Origin of the sequence: Xanthomonas sp. SHU 199 (assembly GCF_000364665.1) — a bacterium.
GTDB lineage: Bacteria > Pseudomonadota > Gammaproteobacteria > Xanthomonadales > Xanthomonadaceae > Xanthomonas_A > Xanthomonas_A sontii.
In genome coordinates this window covers 1-17538 of sequence record NZ_AQOI01000387.1, presented here as the reverse complement: position 1 = coordinate 17538, position 17538 = coordinate 1, and the positions used below count along the sequence as shown (strand labels likewise).

The 17538-nt window shown below is 65.9% G+C and carries 15 protein-coding genes and 1 pseudogene; 9 read left to right on the top strand and 7 right to left on the bottom strand.

Translation table 11 applies throughout. From position 1 onward, the window contains the following. Positions 1–178 precede the first annotated feature (178 nt). The 4 genes from D183_RS0112935 (at position 179) to D183_RS28145 (ending at position 4437) form a co-directional block, all read left to right on the top strand. Positions 179–1945, top strand: coding sequence for an oligopeptide:H+ symporter (locus tag D183_RS0112935; RefSeq protein WP_017909369.1), 1767 nt, complete (start codon positions 179–181; stop codon positions 1943–1945). Between the two features lie 505 nt (positions 1946–2450). Next, positions 2451–2615: a hypothetical protein gene (locus D183_RS27510; protein WP_157835213.1), complete on the top strand. Its 165-nt coding sequence runs from the start codon at positions 2451–2453 to the stop codon at positions 2613–2615. Between the two features lie 114 nt (positions 2616–2729). Further along, positions 2730–4295 carry an asparagine synthase-related protein gene (locus D183_RS0112930; RefSeq protein ID WP_017909368.1) on the top strand — a complete coding sequence of 522 codons (1566 nt, stop codon included), beginning with the start codon at positions 2730–2732 and terminating at the stop codon, positions 4293–4295. Positions 4296–4302: 7 nt separating this feature from the next. Beyond that, positions 4303–4437 (top strand): hypothetical protein, encoded by a 135-nt coding sequence (locus tag D183_RS28145; protein WP_017909367.1) that lies wholly within the window; start codon positions 4303–4305, stop codon positions 4435–4437. A gap of 152 nt (positions 4438–4589) precedes the next feature. On the opposite strand, the gene D183_RS0112920 is transcribed toward D183_RS28145, so the two are convergent. Both D183_RS0112920 and D183_RS0112915 read right to left on the bottom strand, forming a co-directional pair. Further along, entirely contained in the window at positions 4590–6353 is a 1764-nt protein-coding gene (locus tag D183_RS0112920; RefSeq protein WP_232757271.1) for an alpha/beta hydrolase family protein, read from the bottom strand. 429 nt (positions 6354–6782) lie between these two features. After that, positions 6783–7790, bottom strand: coding sequence for a LacI family DNA-binding transcriptional regulator (locus tag D183_RS0112915; protein WP_017909365.1), 1008 nt, complete (start codon positions 7788–7790; stop codon positions 6783–6785). 95 nt (positions 7791–7885) lie between these two features. Here D183_RS0112915 and D183_RS0112910 point away from each other — a divergent pair, with 95 nt between their 5' ends. The 5 genes from D183_RS0112910 to D183_RS0112890 are packed head-to-tail and all read left to right on the top strand — an operon-like array spanning position 7886 to position 12508. Continuing rightward, positions 7886–8938, top strand: a complete 1053-nt coding sequence (locus D183_RS0112910; RefSeq protein ID WP_017909364.1) for a sugar phosphate isomerase/epimerase family protein — start codon at positions 7886–7888, stop codon at positions 8936–8938. Between the two features lie 27 nt (positions 8939–8965). Beyond that, complete coding sequence (locus D183_RS0112905; RefSeq protein ID WP_017909363.1) at positions 8966–10183, top strand: nucleoside permease; 1218 nt, start codon at positions 8966–8968, stop codon at positions 10181–10183. Positions 10184–10194: 11 nt separating this feature from the next. Next, positions 10195–11319: a Gfo/Idh/MocA family protein gene (locus D183_RS0112900; RefSeq protein ID WP_017909362.1), complete on the top strand. Its 1125-nt coding sequence runs from the start codon at positions 10195–10197 to the stop codon at positions 11317–11319. Between the two features lie 19 nt (positions 11320–11338). Further along, positions 11339–12193 (top strand): sugar phosphate isomerase/epimerase family protein, encoded by an 855-nt coding sequence (locus tag D183_RS0112895; RefSeq protein ID WP_017909361.1) that lies wholly within the window; start codon positions 11339–11341, stop codon positions 12191–12193. A gap of 36 nt (positions 12194–12229) precedes the next feature. After that, on the top strand, positions 12230–12508 hold the full coding sequence (locus tag D183_RS0112890; protein WP_017909360.1) for a c-type cytochrome: 279 nt from the start codon (positions 12230–12232) through the stop codon (positions 12506–12508). A 95-nt stretch (positions 12509–12603) separates the two neighbouring features. Here the strand turns inward: D183_RS0112890 and D183_RS0112885 are convergent, their stop codons facing one another. From D183_RS0112885 to D183_RS24675, 5 genes and pseudogenes are all read right to left on the bottom strand, one after another. Beyond that, complete coding sequence (locus D183_RS0112885; RefSeq protein ID WP_026144433.1) at positions 12604–13347, bottom strand: 3-keto-disaccharide hydrolase; 744 nt, start codon at positions 13345–13347, stop codon at positions 12604–12606. Positions 13348–13390: 43 nt separating this feature from the next. Beyond that, positions 13391–13963, bottom strand: a complete 573-nt coding sequence (locus D183_RS0112880; RefSeq protein WP_017909358.1) for a gluconate 2-dehydrogenase subunit 3 family protein — start codon at positions 13961–13963, stop codon at positions 13391–13393. Further along, positions 13963–15648: a GMC oxidoreductase gene (locus D183_RS0112875; protein ID WP_017909357.1), complete on the bottom strand. Its 1686-nt coding sequence runs from the start codon at positions 15646–15648 to the stop codon at positions 13963–13965. Before D183_RS0112875 ends, D183_RS0112880 begins: the two co-directional genes overlap by 1 nt. Positions 15649–15678: 30 nt before the next feature. Beyond that, positions 15679–16575: a hydroxypyruvate isomerase family protein gene (locus D183_RS0112870; protein WP_026144432.1), complete on the bottom strand. Its 897-nt coding sequence runs from the start codon at positions 16573–16575 to the stop codon at positions 15679–15681. Positions 16576–17432: 857 nt separating this feature from the next. Beyond that, positions 17433–17538 (bottom strand): annotated as a pseudogene (locus D183_RS24675) (single-stranded DNA-binding protein); the annotation flags it as partial.

Sequence of the window (17538 nt, the reverse complement as noted above, 5' to 3'; positions counted from 1 at the left end):
CCCTGCGGGGCACCTTCTCCCGGTGGGAGAAGGAAAGGCGCATAGCCCCTCTCCCACCGGGAGAGGGGTTGGGGTGAGGGTACGCCCGCCGCCGAACCGCCCATGCCGCGCACCGCCATTCGAGCGAGCGCCGACGCCCCTATACTCCGCCGCTTGCCTTCCTGCGCCGAGAGTCGCCGTGTCCGTGTCCTCCCTGCCGCTGCGCGACGCGCGCGACGATTTCCTCGGCCATCCCAAGGGCGTCTACGTCTGTTTCTTCACCGAGATGTGGGAGCGCTTCTCCTTCTACGGCATGAAGGCGCTGCTGCTGCTGTACCTGACCAAGTACCACCTGTTCGGCGACGACGCCGGACTCGACCTGCTTGGCGCCTACGGCGGCCTGGTGTACTGCGTGCCGGTGCTTGGCGGCCTGCTCGCCGACCGCTGGCTGGGCATGCGCAAGGCGGTGGTGTTCGGTGGCCTGCTGCTGGTGCTCGGCCACATCGGCATGGCCTTCGAGGGCCACGCCGCCACCCGGGTCAACGGCGAGGTGGTGCGCGACACCGCGTCGCTGGGCGTGACCTACCTGTCGCTGGCGCTGATCATCATGGGCGTGGGCTTCCTCAAGCCCAACATCTCCACCATCGTCGGCAAGCTGTACCCGGCCGACGACCCGCGCCGCGACGCCGGCTTCTCGCTGTTCTACGCCGGCATCAACCTCGGCGCGCTGTTCGCCTCGCTGGTCTGCGGCTTCCTGGGCGAGGCCTACGGCTGGCGCTACGGCTTCGGCGCGGCCGGCATCGGCATGCTGCTCGGCCTGGGCATGTTCCTGTGGGGCCAGAAATACCTGCACGGCCACGCCGAACCGGCGCAGCCGGCGCTGCTGCGCGAGCGCGTGCTCGGCGTGCCGCGCGAATGGGCGATCTACCTGTGCGCCGTGCTGGGCGTGCTGCCGGTGGCCGCGCTGATGTGGGCCGCGGCCAACGGTGCCTTCAGCCTGGGCGGGGAAATCTCCCTGGCCCTGCTGCTGATGCTGCTGGTGCTCGGCGCGGTGCTGCTGTGGTTCGCCTGGTTCACCGGCACCCAGTGCACCCCGGTGCAGCGCCAGCAGATGATCGCGCTGATGGTGCTGATCGCGATGGCGCTGGTGTACTTCACCCTGTACGAGCAGACCTACGGCTCGTGGGTCACCTTCACCGACCGGCTGATGACCAAGGACATCGTGCCGTCGCTGGTGATCCGCGGCGGTACGCCCCTGCCCTGGTCGATCGCCTCGTTGCTGCTGGCGCCGCTGGGTTTCGTGCTGGCGGCCTCGCTGTCCGACCGCCGCCCCGGCTCGTCGGCGCCGCGGCGGCTGTTCGTCGCGGTCAGCGCATTGATGTTGCTGTTCCTGATCCGCGACTGCCTGGTGCTGCCGCAGACCGCCGGCTCGCTGACCTATCTGGGCGCGCTGTTCCTGGTGTTGCTGGCGCCGCTGTTCGCAGCGCTGTGGGCGTGGCTGGCGCGGCGCGGCCGCGAGCCGTCCAAACCGGCCAAGTCGGCGATGGGGCTGTTGCTGGCCGGGCTGTCCTTCGTGCCGCTGGCGCTGGCCGCGCAACAGGTCGGCGCGACCGGCCAGATGGCGAGCGTGTGGTGGCTGGTGCTGGCCTACTTCGTGCTGGAGGCCGGCGAAATGTGCCTGTCGCCGGTCGGCCTGTCGGCGGTGACCCAGCTCGCGGTACCGCGCGTGGTCAGCCTGATGATGGGCACCTGGTTCCTGGCCACGGCGTTCTCCGAGGCGCTGGCGGCGCTGTTCGGCAAGCTGGCCGCGATCGAGGTACCGGATGGCCAGACCCTCAACATCGCCGACGCCGCGGCCAAGTACGCGCACCTGTTCTGGCTGCTGCTGTGGATCGGCGTGGGCTGTGCGGTGCTGGCCTTCCTCGCCGCGCCACTGCTGCGGCGGATGATGCATGGGGTGCGTTGAGGGGTTGTGTCGCCCGAGCGGCGACGCAACCGTTTCACATCGACACAGCGCATTTCGCATGGTCAAGGACGACCTCGGCGATAAGTCCTGCTAGTCGTGCTGCGCCACAGATCCAACCAGAGCCAGTGCAACAGCGACGCGGCCGCCTGGAGCGCACATGGTCAGGTGCAAGCGCTCACGGTTTGGCCGACGCCGGCACCGCCTACGTGCTGCACAGCGAGCACTCAGCAGTTCCAGCGCGCGAGTGTAGAACGCCCAGCGATGCGCTTCGGCATGGAATCCATGCCCCCCCGCCGGGGCGTACATCCTCCCCACCGGCACACAGCCCCCAGCGTCGCCTCAATGCGGATTAGTGGTGCATGGGCAACGCAGATCGGCATTTGAACCTCTCAATACAATATTTTCATATGAAACTATTGAAATCTTAAAGATCTTGTCTTGCTACAGGCGCGGTGCTAGGTTCTGCTCGTCGCCGCATGACGACATCTAGAAAAGGAGCTTTGTGATGAAAATCCAAGATGGCAAGCTTGAGAAACAAGATTCTCCATCCAATCCTTTCGCTATCCAGCTCGACGAACCCATGCAAACTATCGCAGCGCCTGGCGTCTGCGAGATGAAGCCTTATCTTGGTGAGGATTCTCGCGGGTACTCCACGCAACCTGGCGGCTAAAACGACGGCGATTGCACCAAAGGCATCGCGATAAAGAGCGCCGCCATCAGGCGGCGCTCTTCTGTTCTAAAGCGCGATAACCATCCGACGCCGATCGCAGGCAGCCGCGTCGCCATGATCAAGGCCAACGTCGCTTTTTCCGACCTCGAACATTCCCCGGTGTGGCAGGACAGTATCCTGTGTCTCGGGAACAGCCAGATCGCGCCCTACCGTCACCCTGCGCTGGAAACCGTCGTGGTTCGCACGCAGGGACAGTGGTTCGCGACGGTACGCGAGCGCTGTACGGACGTCGAATGGAAAAAAGACGATACGGGCGTGCTGGTCGATGCCGATCAATTCAACCGGCTATACAAAGAGGCTCTGCTATGGCCGCTTGATTATCTCATGATCGAAGTGGCCCAGGTCGGATCCCGACTGAAATTGCGCGCGGGCCTTCTCGCATCGGCGCCGGTCTATTGCCGGGTCACCGATGCCGCAGTAGAACTCTCCTACGATCTGGCCGACTTTTTTTCCCGACCCACCACCATCGACCTGGAGATGGCCAGTCGGCGTCTCGCATTGAACGCGGACTACTCCGCCAGACAGTTGTGTTCGGGTGTCGTAATGCTGACAGAACGCGCCACGCTTTACGCCGAGCCGGGCAAGACGCGTTACGTCTATCCTTCGCCTGCTGAAATCGGATCGCCTTCCCAAGAAGCACTGATCGACTACGGCGTAGAGCGATTCGAGCAGTTGTTGCATCGTGCCATTTCGATTCGTCCCGCGTCGAAGCGGGTGGCCACGGAATTGAGTGGGGGCATGGATTCGGCGACCGTTGCATGCGCTCTGACGCGATCGCATGACAACATCCTGAGCTTTGGAATCTTGCTCGACGAGGGAGACAGCCAAAACCAGGCACAACGCCGTCGCATGCTTGTTGAAAAGCTCGGCCTTCGCGACACGAGCATCCCTATCGTTTCATTCCCACCAACGCTCGATCTGCAACCGAGTGCGGCTCGACCGGACTATCCCCTTGTCGAGTTCTATCTCGAAGCGTTCGAACATTTGTGGGACTGCGCTCAAGCACAGGAAAGCGAATGGCTTTTCACCGGTATTGGCGGAGACCAGCTGTTCCCAATGTACCGGAACGAGGAACATCCCAGCGCAGGTCCCGGCAGCGGGGTGGCCGCAGAAGCCAAGCGTCGCGCGAACCTGTTGTTGACGCCCCGAGCGCTCACTGCATCGCGCTCGATCAGTGGATTTGATGCTCCCGCCGGCCTGTTGTCTGCATCCGTATTGGCGTCGAACGCGTGCCAGGCTCCCCATCTGCTTCGGCGAGGCCTCTGGCCGGTCAATCCCTTAAGCGATCCACATCTGGTGGCTTTCTGTCGGGGCCTCCCCCTCGAGTGCCGTAAAGATCGAGAAACGATGCGGCGCTACTTGCAGGCCAACGTAGGCGAACTATTTCCGCGAGATTATTGCAAGGAAACGTTCGCCCATGTCCTGCCTGAGTTGATCGCACATCACGCCAAGACGATCGCCGTGCAGCTGAGCGAATGCGCCCTTGCCGACTTGGGCCTGGTCAACCGAGACGCCGTCCTCCAACTACTGGACGAGTTGGTGGCGACGCGCGCGCGTCCGCTGACGGCACCATTGATCTCGTTCCTTTGGCTGGAGCGCTTCGTTCGGCAGTTTGCCTGACAATTCCATGCAGCAGGCGAAGCCAGGGCGGCGAGACCTCGACGTCATCGAGGCGGCGGTAAAGTATGCGCACCGCCTCTACCCATTCCGGCTGAACGGCAAGATCGACCAGCCATGGAAGCAGGTGACCAATTCGGTATGAACTCGAAGTGCCAGTGCCAGTGCCAGTGCCGGTCGCTCACGCTGAGCTATCGAGTCCAACCAGCGTCAGTGCGGTCCGGAAGTACCGGACCGCACTGATACCGCACAGCAGTGGCGCCTGGCGCCTCGGCCGGAGTGTCAGGCGACAGCCCCTTACGGCTTCGCTGCCGCCGGCGCCGCCTGCGCACCGCCCAGTGACTTGCTCAGGAACGCCAGCAGCCGGGTGTAGAACTCGCGACGATGCGCCTCGGTGTAGAAACCGTGACCCTCGGTCGGGACGTACAGCGTTTCCACCGGCACCCCCGCCTTCTTCAGCGCCGCTTCCATCTTCTTGGAATGCTGGATGGGCGCGCGCTCGTCCTCGCCACCCGCCGCCAGGAACACGGACACCTTGATCTTGTCGGCCAGATTGACCGGCGAAATCGCGGCCAATCCATCGCCCGTCCCCATCCATTCGCGCAAGAAATTCTGGCTGGCATCGCGCAGCTGGGCATCGCCCCTGACATACATCATCGGCAGGTCGTAGACACCGACATAGCCGGCCGCGCAGCGATACAGCGTCGGCTCCTTGGCCACGCCCATCAACGACGCATAGGCGCCGTAGCTGGCGCCGTACATGCAGATGCGCTGCGGGTCGGCGATACCTTGGTCGATCGCCCAGCGCGTGGCATCGGTGACGTCGTCCTGCATCTTGCCGCCCCATTGGCCGGCGCCGGCCTGCTGGAACGCGCGCCCGTAGTTGCCGGAACCGCGATAATTGACCTGCAGCACCGCATAACCGGCGCTGGCCAAGATCTGCGCATCCTCATCGAACATGCCGTTGTCGAAGATCCCGAACGGGCCGCCGTGCGGCATCACCACCATCGGCACCTTGCCGGACTTGGCCGCCGCCGGCAGGGTCACGAACCCATGCAGTGGCAGGCCGTCTCGCGCCTGCAACGCGATCGGCCGCACCTCGGCCAGCTTCGGCGGCTGCAGTGCAGCACGGCGCGCGAACACGAAATCGGCCTTCTTGGCGACGGTGTCGAACAGGTAGAACTCGCCCGGATTGCGACCGGACTGCACGTTGACCAGGTTGAGCCGGCCGTCGCGCGTGCTGGAGGTGACATAGACTGCCTGCCCAGGGAAGGCCGCTTCCAGCGAGCGCTGGGTCTTGGCTTCGGGCGAGGCGTCATCGAAAAACAGGCTCCGCGGCTTGTCGCCCAGCACTTCGATCCCGACCGGGAAATGGGTGCCATGGCGATACATGATCCGATAGGGATCGGCCAGCACATCGCGCGCCACCACCTTGCGCTCACCGCTGTCGGTATTCCACGACTCGATGACGTCACTCCCCTTCGCCTGCTGTACCTGCAGATACGCGACATGCCCGTCTTCGGAAAAACCGATCGGCGTCTCCACGTGATGGCTGACGTTTTCGTCATTGATCAGCTTCCAGTCGCTGCCCTGCGCATCGCGATAGAAGAGCTTCTTGGCATTGTCGGCATCCGCACCCAAGGCAAAGCGCACCTTGCCTTGCTCATCGCTGTAGAAATCCGCGCCGCGCACCTTGGGCGAACCGGTCAGCAACCGCCGGCGGCCGCTATAGACGTCCATGATTTCGGTGCGACTGTAAGGATCCTGGCTGGTGCTGAACGGCTGCGCCTGGATGATGACGTTGCGGTCGTCGCCGGGCAGCGAACCAACGAAATACGCGGCAACCTTCTCCACCTTCTTGGTCTGGATCAGCGTCCCCGGCCCGTTGCCGGTCACGCGCTGGCCCACCAACAACTCCGCCGCGCCGCCATCGGCGTTGATCGCGAACAGTTCCCCGGTCCCCCACGGCCGATCCCGCTGCCCGATCTTCTGGACCATGTTGAACAGCACGCGCGTGTCGTTGACCCACACGAAATCGGAGACGTGGGTGTTCTTCTCCATCGAGAAGCTGCCGACGATCTTGTTGTCGGAACGGCGCATGATCGCCAGCGCGGTCCGATCCTCCAGCGGCACCGTCGCCGCGTAGTACTCGCCGGTCGGCGACAACTTCAGCGTTTCGACCTGCTCCTTGACCAGATACGGCGCCAGATCCACCTGCGCCCATGCATTCCCCGCTCCCAGCAGACACAACAACGCGACTGCGCGCAGTCCCCTCTTCATTCCCTGTTCCCCTGTTCCTGTTGGCGTGACGTACGCGTGAAGTCTAATCCAGGCGCTTGTCCAATGGCCTACCGGAAGCTGGGCGCCAACCTCCGGCGACGACGGGGTGGAAACTGAAAAAGCGCGCTGCCCGGAGGCCGCACGCCCGTCATCTGCCGCGGAAACGGCGGCGCGCACCGGTCAGGCGCGTCGCCGCCGCCCTGCCGTCACCTACTCTCTCGGCGCGCCGGTCGACCCGCGCACCATCAAGCTGAAGTCCAGCGTCTGCTGCAGCGGCACGTCCACCCGTTCGATGATGGCAAGCAGCAGGTTGACCGCGCGGACACCGATCTCCCGCATCGGCTGCCGGATGGTCGTCAATGGCGGCGTGAGGTAACTGGACGAGGCCAGGTCGTCGAAGCCGACGATGGACAGGTCGTCCGGCACGCGGATGCCCAGGTCCCGGCAGGCCGCCAGGGCACCCAGTGCCATCTGATCGCTGAAGCAGAAGATCGCGGTCGGCGCGGGTGTACGACCCAACAGCGTCATCGCCGCCGCATGGCCGGATTCCACGGAGAAGTCGCCCGGCACGACGGTCAGGTTGCGCAGGCGGCCGCGCGCCTTGGCGCAGGCGCGAGCCCCTTCCAGTCGCTGCTGATGCAGGGGATTGTCGGGCGGACCGCCCACCACGGCGATCCGCGCGTGCCCCAATCCATACAGGTGGTCCATCACGGCGCGCGCGGCGGCCGCATTGTCGATGTGGACGCTGGGAATCCCCAGCGCCGGGTCGAACTCGCAGCCGTTGACCACCGGCGCGGCGCCGCCCTGCTGCTTGACGATCTCACGCGCCGTCGGCGGCAAGCGGTGCCCCAGCACGATCAGGCCGTCCGCCTCGTTGCGTGGGAGCATCTGCGCGTAGCGCTCCTCGCGGTCGGGCTGGTGCTGGGTATCGCCCAGCAGCACGGCATAGCCGACCGCCTGCGCGGCGTCTTCCGCGCCCTGCAGGATCTGGGCGAAGAAGGGATTGGCGATGTCCGGGACGGTCACCAGGAGCTTGCCGCTGCGCTGGGTCTTGAGCGTCCTGGCCACCGTGTTGGGGACATAGCCCAGCGCGGCGGCGGCCTGCTCGATGCGCGCGCGTGTGGCGGGCAGGACTTTTTCCGGCCGGGAGAGCGCCCGCGACACCGTGCCCGCGGTGACGCCGACGTGCTTTGCGATGTCGTAGATGGTTGTCGCCATGAACTGAACTCTGGTGTCTGCTGTGCAGTGCACAACGGGTCTTGCGGCAGGCCCATGCTAGGATGATTCAATCGATTGCATGAGGGCGAATCACGTTGAAGACGCTCAAGGGTCCAGCGCTGTTCCTGGCACAGTTCATCGCCGACACACCTCCCTTCAATCGCTTGGACACGCTGGCCGAATGGGCCGCGGGCCTGGGCTATTCTGGCCTACAAGTACCGACCAGCGCGCCCCACCTGTTCGATCTGGCCCAGGCCGCGCACAGCCAGGCGTACTGCGACGACCTCGCCGGCATGCTGGCCGGGCATGGCCTGCAGATCACCGAGCTGTCCACCCACCTGCAGGGACAGCTGGTCGCGGTGCACCCCGCCTACGACAGCCTGTTCGACGGCTTCGCCCCGCCGGACAAGCGCGGCAACCCCGCCGCCCGCCAGGCCTGGGCGTTGGAGCAGCTGCAGTTGGCCGCCAAGGCCAGCCAGCGTCTGGGGCTGACGGCGCATGCCACGTTTTCCGGCGCGCTGGCCTGGCCCTACTTCTATCCCTGGCCGCAACGCCCGCCCGGACTGGTGGAAGAAGCCTTCGCCGAGCTCGGCCGGCGCTGGCGTCCGATCCTGGATGCCTTCGACGCCTGCGGCGTGGACCTGTGCTTCGAGATCCACCCGGGCGAGGACCTGCACGACGGCGCCACCTTCGAGCGCTTCCTCGACGTGGTCGACCAGCACCCCCGCGCCAAGATCCTGTACGACCCCAGCCACCTGCTGCTGCAGCAGATGGACTACCTGGGTTTCATCGATCGCTACCACGCGCGCATCGGCATCTTCCACGTCAAGGACGCGGAGTATCGCGCCAGCGCGCGCAGCGGCGTCTATGGCGGCTACCAGGACTGGATCGATCGTCCGGGGCGGTTCCGCTCGCTCGGGGACGGCCAGGTCGACTTCAAGGCCATCTTCTCCAAGTTCGCGCAATACGATTTCCCGGGCTGGGCGGTGCTGGAGTGGGAGTGCTGCCTGAAGCATCCGGAAGATGGAGCGCGCGAGGGGGCCGCGTTCATTCGCGACCACATCATCCGCGTGACCGAACGCGCCTTCGACGATTTCGCCGATAGCGGCGCCGATCCGGCATCGCTGCGCCGCATGCTGGGAACCTGAGTCATTACCGCCCTGGGAGGGGACGCCATGACGCACACCATGTCGCGCTTGGGCGCGATGATGTTTCTGCAGTTCTTCATCTGGGGGGCCTGGTTCGTGACCCTGGGGACCTATCTGGTGCAGGGGCCGCTGCACGCCAGCGCGAGCCAGGTGGCGACGGCGTTCCTCAGCCAGTCCATCGGCGCTATCGTCGCGCCCTTTCTGGTCGGCCTGATCGCCGATCGCTACTTCGCGGCGCAGCGCATCCTGGGAGTGCTGCATCTCGCCGGTGCGGTACTCATGTGGCTGGCATCCACGGCGACGAGCTTCGGCGTGTTCTTCGCCTGCGTGATGGGCTACATGCTGCTGTTCATGCCGACGCTGGCACTGGCCAACAGCGTGGCGATGCGGCACATGCAAGCGCCGGAAAAGCAGTTCCCGCCGGTGCGCGTGGCCGGCAGCGTCGGCTGGATCGTGGCCGGCGTGCTGATCGGCTGGCTGGGCTGGGAACAGGCGCATCGGCTCGAGCTGACGTTCCGGATGGCGGCGCTGGCCTCGCTGGGCCTGGGTCTGTACGCCTTCACCCTGCCGCACACGCCGCCGCTGGCGCGACAGCGCGATGCCGGGCTGGGGCAGATCCTGGGGCTGGACGCGCTGCGGCTGCTGAAGTCGCGCTCCTATCTGGTGTTCTTCCTGGCGTCCATCGCCATCTGCATCCCGCTGGCGTTCTACTACAACTTCACCAACCCCTACCTCAACGATCTGGGCGTGCGCGGCGCGGCCGGCCTGCAGTCGCTGGGCCAGGTGTCCGAAGTCCTGCTGATGCTGGCCATGCCGTTCCTGTTCGTGCGGCTGGGGGTCAAGACCATGCTGGCGGTGGGCATGGCGGCGTGGGTGGTGCGCTACGCGATGTTCGCCTTCGGCGATGCCGGCGGCGGCTTCTCCCTGCTGGTGATCGGCATCGTGCTGCACGGCATCTGCTACGACTTCTTCTTCGTCACCGGCCAGATCTACACCGATGCGCATGCCGGCCCCGCCGCACGCAGCAGCGCGCAGGGCTTCATCACCCTGGCCACGTACGGCGTGGGCATGCTGATCGGGACGTTCCTGTCCGGCGCGGTGGTGGAGCACTACACCACCGCCACAGGTCCGGATTGGCAGCGGATCTGGCTGTTCCCGGCCGGCGTCGCGCTGCTCGTGCTGGTCGCCTTCCTGCTGCTGTTCCGCGACCGGCCCGCCGTCGCGGCCGCGCCCTCCGCGTCTTGAGGATCCCCCCGATGCCCAAGCTTGGAATCGCCATCGTCGGCACCGGCATGATCGGCGCCGTGCACCGTCGCGCGGCACTGCTGGCCGGCGCCTCGGTCCGCGGCGTCGCCGCCTCGTCCCCGCAGCGCGCACGCGAGGTGGCGCAGGCGTGGGATGTCCCGCAGGCGTATCGCGATATCGAGGAGATGGTCGCCGATCCGCAGGTGCAGGTCGTGCACGTCTGCACGCCCAACCATCTGCACCGCGCCATGGCGCAGGCGGCGCTGGACGCCGGCAAGCACGTGATCTGCGAGAAGCCGCTGGCCACCACGCTGGAGGATGCGCGGGCGCTGGCGACCCTGGCCCGCGCAACCGGGCTGGTCGCCACGGTGCCCTTCGTCTACCGCTACCACCCGGTGGTCCGCGAGGCGCGCGCGCGCATCGCCCAGGGCGAACTGGGACCGCTGCGCCTGATCCACGGCAGCTATCTGCAGGACTGGCTGCTGGATCCGGCCAGCAACAACTGGCGCGTGGACCCGGCGCTGGGCGGCGCGTCGCGCGTGTTCGCCGACATCGGCTCGCATTGGTGCGACCTGGTGGAATGGGTGAGCGGCGAGCGCTTCGCCGAGGTCAGCGCGGCGTTCGCGACGGTGATCGCCGAGCGCGGCACCAACACCGGGCAGAGCTTCACCACGCCGGCGGCGGGCGGCGCGATGCAGGCGGTCTCCAGCGAAGACGTGGCCATGGCGATGCTCCGAACCGGCGCGGGCACGCTGGCTTCGTTGACGGTCAGCCAGGTCTCGGCGGGGCGCCGCAATCGCCTCTGGTTCGAGATCGATGGCGCCCAAGCCAGCGTGGCGTTCGACCAGGAGGACGCCGAACGCCTGTGGATCGGCCGGCCAGACCAGCGCGAGGAAATCTTCGTGCGCGGACCGGGTGCCGGCAGCGCCGAACAGCGCCGGCTGGCGACGCTGCCGGCCGGGCACGCGCAGGGCTACGGCGATTGCTTCGAGGCATTCGTCGCCGACACCTACCGCGCCATCGCAGGCGAGCGGCCGGAAGGCCTGCCCACCTTCGACGACGGGCTGCGCTCGGCGCTGATCGTCGATCGCGTCATCACATCGGCCAGGACACGCGGCTGGACATCCATCGATTGACTCCCGGGAGGACTTCCTGATGAACACAGCGACACGCAGAACCGCAACCCTCGCCCTGCTGCTCCTCGCGGCCCTGCCCGCCTTCGCACACGACACCACCGGCGCGCAGGCCCCCATCGCCGTGCAGATGTACACGCTGCGCAACGCCGGCTCGCTCGACCAACAGTTGAAGATCGTCCATGACGCCGGCGTGGGCGCGGTGGAAACGGTCGGCACGCAGAACGTCAGCGCGGTGGAACTCAAGCAGTTGCTGGACAAGTATGCGATCAAGGCGATCTCCTCGCACGTGCAGCTGGCCGACCTGCGCAAGGACCTGGACGGCGCGGTGGCCTTCAACCGCTTGATCGGCAACACGACGCTGGTAGTGCCTTACCTGGACCAGAAGGAGCGGCCCACGGATGCCGCAGGCTGGACCGCACTGGGCAAGGAGCTGGGCCAGCTCGCGACGCGGGCACGCGCCAAGGGCATGCGCCTGGCGTACCACAACCACGACTTCGAACTGGTCGACTTCGATGGCAAGACCGGCCTGGAACTGCTGTTCGCCGCGGCCGGCCCCGACCTCAAGACCGAACTGGACCTGGCCTGGGTCGCACGCGCGGGCTACGACCCGGCGGCGATGCTGGGCAAGTTCAAGGGCCGCATGTTCGCGGTCCACGCCAAGGACAATGCACCGAAGGGCCAGGCCGAAGACGAAGGCGGCTTCGCCGCCGTCGGCCGGGGCGTGCTGAACTGGAACGCGATCCTGCCTGCCGCGGCGGCGAGCGGCGTGCAGTGGTACATCATCGAGCACGACCAGCCGCGCGACCCGGCCAGCGTCGTCCGGACCAGTGCGGAGTACCTGCGCGAACATCTGCCCGCGAGCACACAGCGCTAGCACGCAAAGGAGTTCCGCTTGAAAACGATCACGACGATGGCCGTGGTGCTGCTGGGGGCGACGCTTGTGCCCAAGGCCTGGTCCAAGGACGACCCGGCGGCCGGCGCGCAGCTCTACGCGAACCATTGCACGGCCTGCCATGGCGCGAATCGCGCGGGCGTCCCGCCCACCTTCCCCGCGCTGACCGACGTGGGCAAGCGCCTGCAGCCCGCGCAGATCAAGGAGAAGATCCGCAACGGCGGCGGGCTGATGCCGCCGTTTTCGCAGCTGTCGCAACAGGAGGTCGACGACCTCGCCAGCTTCCTGGCGCAGTAGGGCGCGCCCTCCATTCCCGGGTATGCCGCGTTGGGCGCGGCATACCCGGGATCGCCGACACGCCCCAGGCGATCGGCGCCGACTGCGCGCCGGCGCTACAGCTCGCGCACCCAGATGTTGCGGTAGCTGACCTTGGAATCGTGCTCCTGCAGGAAGATCGGCGCGCATCCATGCGGCGCGTACGACGGCGCGCCGATGTATTCGGTCTTGCCCGCCAGCACGGTGTCGTTCTGCACCAGCACGCCGTTGTGCAGGACGGTGATGCGGGCGGGCGACGTGAGCCCGCCGCCCTGCGAGAAACGCGGCGCCTTCCAGATGATGTCGTACACCTGCCACTGGCCCGGCGCACGCGAGGCGTTCACCAGCGGAATGGCCTGCTTGTAGATCGCACCGGCCTGGCCGTTGGCATAGGTCGGGTTGTCGTAGCTGTCGAGCACCTGCAACTCATACAGTTCCTGCAGGAAGATGCCGCTGTTCCCGCGCTGCTGGCCGTCGAATCCGCGCGTCGCGGTGGGCGTACGCCACTCGACATGCAACTGGATGTCGCAGAAGCGCTGCTTGGTGCGGATGCCCTTGCTGCCCGGCACCACGGTCAGCGCGCCGTCGGCGACGCTCCAGGGCACGCGTCCGCCCTGCTCCGACTCCCAGGCCGACAGATCCTTGCCATCGAACAGCACGATCGCGTCGGAGGGGGCGCCGCCCGGGGGCGTGGCCACGGTCGCGGGCACGGGCTTCCACACTTCGGTCTTGGCAGGATCGCGTGCGGGGTCGCCGTCGGCCTGCGCGACCGCAGGCGCCACGGCCAGCAGGCAGGCCGCCATCAGCAGGGATCTGGTCATCGTGTTTCCAGGAAAAGGAGGAAGGGCGAAGCGTGGCGCTCCATCAGCCAGTGGCCCAGGCGGGCGTGCCGGGAACGTAGGCGATGTCTTCATAGCGGCCCGGTACCGCGACGTAGCGCAGCACTTCGGTCGCGCCGACCTCGGAGGTGAAGAAGCCGAAGATGGTCAGCTGCTTGATCATGGTGAAGGAATGCGGCATCGCGTCCGCCGTGTCGGCGGTGCCGGTGTCGGTCACGTCGACGGCCTTTGCCTTGGCCTCCGCATCCAGGGCGCGCAGCAGTTCGGCGCGCGCCTGCGGGGTGAGCGACACGAATCGGCCGCCGGCACGTTTGTCGATCTCGGCCAGGCCGGCGCGGAACGTCGCCTGCTGCCGCGGGGTGTAGCAGTCGGTGACGAATTTCGCCATGAATGCACCGGCACCGGCGTCCTTCGCCCCCGGCGTCTTGGTCCGCGGCAGGATGGTCTCGGCGATCTCGTCCAGCGTGCCGATCTCGGCGGCGGAGAACAGCACCTTCGTCCCCGCGGCCGACGCCTGTGCCGGGGCGAGCGCGGGCAGGCCGACCATCGCCGCGCCCGTGGCGGCAAAGATCATCTTCAGCAGTTCGCGACGTTCCATCACAGGTTCCCCGCTTTCAGTTCGCGCACGGCATGATCGGCGGCACGTGCGGTCAGCGCCATGTAGGTCAGCGAAGGATTCACGCAGCCGCTGGAGGTCATGCAGGCGCCATCGGTCACGTAGACGTTCGGTGCGTCCCACACCTGGTTGTACTGATTCAGCACGGAGTTCTTGCGATCCCGGCCCATGCGTGCGGTGCCCATCTCATGGATGCCCTTGCCCGGCGCGTAGTCGCCATCGTGCATCTTCACGTCCTTGACGCCGGCCGCCTCCAGCATCTCGGCGGCATCGGCGGCCATGTCCTTGCGCATGGCCTTTTCGTTCTCGCGCATGGCGACGTCCATCGCCAGCACCGGCAGCCCCCATTTGTCCTTGCGCTGCGGATCCAGGCGAATCATGTTGTCGTGGTGCGGCAGCATTTCGCCGAATCCGGTCATGCCGATGCTCCAGTCGCCTGGCACGGTCAGCGCCTCCTTCAGGTCGGCGCCGATGTTCAGCTCGGCGATCTCGCGCGACCAGCCGGTGCGGCTCGCACCGCCCTGGTAGCCGAAGCCGCGCAGGTAACCGCGCTTGTCCATGGCGACATTGCGGAACCGGGGGATGTAGAAGCCGCAGGGACGGCGGCCGAAGTAGTACTTGTCCTCGTAGCCCTCGACCCGGCCGGAGGCACCGGCGCCGAAATGATGGTCCATCACGTTGTGCCCGAGCTCGCCCGACGACGACCCCAGGCCGCCGTCCCAGACGTCGGTGGCCGAGTTCATCAGCAGCCAGGTCGAATTGAACGAGGACGCATTGAGGAAGATGACATTGGCCGTGTACTGGTAGGTCTGTCCGCTCTCGGCGTCGATGATCTCCACGCCGCGCGCACGCTTGCGGTCCTTGTCGTAGAGCACCTCCTTGACGATCGAGAACGGCCGCAGGGTCAGGTTGCCCGTCTTCATGGCCGCCGGCAACGTGGCCGCCTGGGTCGAGAAATAGGCGCCGAAGGGACAGCCCAGGATGCACTTGTTGCGATACTGGCAGTTGACGCGGCCCTGCTCGACCTTGGGCTGGGTGATGTTGGCGGTACGCGAGTGGATCAGGTGCCGGGTGCCGCCAAAGGCCTTCTTGATCCGCGCCGCGACGTCCTTCTCGACGATGTTCAACGGGATCGGCGGCAGGAACTCGCCGTCCGGCAACACGTCCAGTCCCTCGCGCGTGCCGGCGATGCCGGCGAACTTCTCCACGTGGTCGTACCAGGGTGCGAGGTCGGCGTAACGGATCGGCCAATCGGTGGCGATGCCGTCCTTCAGGTTCGCCTCGAAATCCAGGTCCGACAGGCGATAGCTCTGCCGTCCCCACATCAGCGAGCGGCCGCCCACGTGATAGCCGCGGAACCAGTCGAATCGCTTGATCTCGGTGTAGGGCGATTCCTTTTCGTTGGCCCACATTCCCTGCAGGTTCTCGACCAGGGCGTAGTCGCGCATCAGCACCGGATAATCGGCCTTCATCGCCTGGGTCGGGCGGTTGCGGTGCGGGAAATCCCACGCCTCCTTCATCGCGTTGACGTAGTCCTTGACGTGCTCGATGTTGCGTCCGCGTTCCAGCATCAGGACCTTGAGTCCCTTCTCGGTCAGCTCCTTCGCCGCCCAACCGCCACTGATGCCCGAGCCAACGACGATGGCGTCGTAATGATTGTCTGCCATGGGTTCTACTTCACCTCGGTGGATAGCGTTTCAGACATCGCAGAGGCGGATCGCCTCGCGCAGCGAGCCGACGGGATCCGGCGCGGTAGGAACGAATTCCTGCGCCAGATAGCCATCGAAACCGGTATCGCGGATCGCGCGACAGATGGCGGGATAGTGGAGCTCCTGATCGTCCCCGATCTCGTGCCGGCCCGGGACGCCGGCGGTGTGGTAATGCTTGAAGCACGCGTGATGCTTGCCGATGGTGGCGATGATGTCGCCCTCCATGATCTGCATGTGGTAGATGTCGTACAGCAGGCCGAAATGGTCCGAGCCGATCCGCTGGCACAGCTCCACGCCCCAGGCGGAGTGGTCGCACAGATAGTCGTGATGATCGACCTTGGAGTTCAGCAGTTCCATCACCAGCACGACATCGCGTTTCTCGGCATGGCCAAGGATGCGCTTGAGCCCGACTTCGGCGTGGGCCATGCCCTCCTGGGGATCCATGCCATTCCGATTGCCGGAAAAACAGATGAGGTTGCGATAGCCGGCATCGGCCACCAGATCGATGTGCCGCGTGTAGCGCGCGGCCAGCTCATCATGGAACTGGCTGCCGGCGAAGCCCTTGTCCAGGCCGAGTTCCGCGCCATTGCACATCGCGCTGTACACGCCATGCGCCTTCAGCGTGGGCCAATCCGCCGGGCCCACCAGATCGATGGCGGCGAACCCCAGGCCCTTCACTACCTGGCAAAGCTGTGCGGTCGACAGCTGCGGAAACGTCCAGCGGGCGACAGACTGCTTCAGGTTGCGCTTGAGCGGCGTGGCGGCAGCGAGTGCCGGCAACATGCCCACTGCCCCAAGGCCAAGGCTCCCGGCGACCGCCATGCGCAGCGCGTCGCGCCTCGTGAAGCCCGCGGCCGGCGCCGGTCCGATCGAATGGATAGACATCCACCTTCCGGCCTCCCAACCGGTCTCAAACGCTGACGATTCGCCGCGATTCAATCGATTGAACCTTAGAGCAGTGAATTGCGCTTTTGCAAGACGCACTGCACGAAAACACATGCTGCAGGGCACAACGCCTGTGGCGTCAGTCGTCATGACGGCGATGGAATTTCGGGTGACGTACGGAGTTGTGCAGCGAGACGTAGAGCGACAAACAAACGGGTATTTGGTGAACCTGCTCGAGCAGGCGACGCATGGCGAGATACCGACGGACCAGTGGTTCCTCCCTGGGACTAAGGCGCTAAATCGCCTGCAAGGCGGCGGGGATGGGAGGTCGGACCTGGAGCTTCAGGACACCTCCGCCGCGTTGCCATGCGCATTCATGTGGTGAGGATCGTGGTGTCGCGGCGAGCGACGCCAATGTGCCTTTCGCAGAAGCGGCTTTAGCCGCGATGGCTTTCATCGGAAAGCCTGTCGCCGCTAAAGCAGCCCCTACGACACCTTCCCGTTGCAGCCGGGTCGGCCGGCGTTGAGCGATAGCATGGACTCGGCACGAAAGCCGCGCCAAGGCGTTGCCGAGGCGACCGGGCACGACGCGACGCTTGGCGACCGACCCAGTTTTGAAGGCAAGAACAGCGGGGTACTCGCCGCTTGCACGCACGCTCCGCCCCCAATCGCCAGCGGTGAAAAGCACGGTACGTGTGACCACTCCAGTCGACCGATACCGCCTGGCTTCATATCGCCTGCGTTGGAGGACCGGACAACCTCGCGCTAGAAAGGAAAACACCTCGCCAAAACAGAAAAAACCCCGGCAAGCACAATGGCTTACCGGGGTCTGTTTGCATCGCAGGAACGACGAAAGATCAGAACGGGATATCGTCGTCCGCGAAGTCGTCCATCGGTGCGGACTGCTGCGGGGCCGGCTGCTGCCGGCGCGGCGCGTAATCCTGCCCGCCGCCACCACCGCCA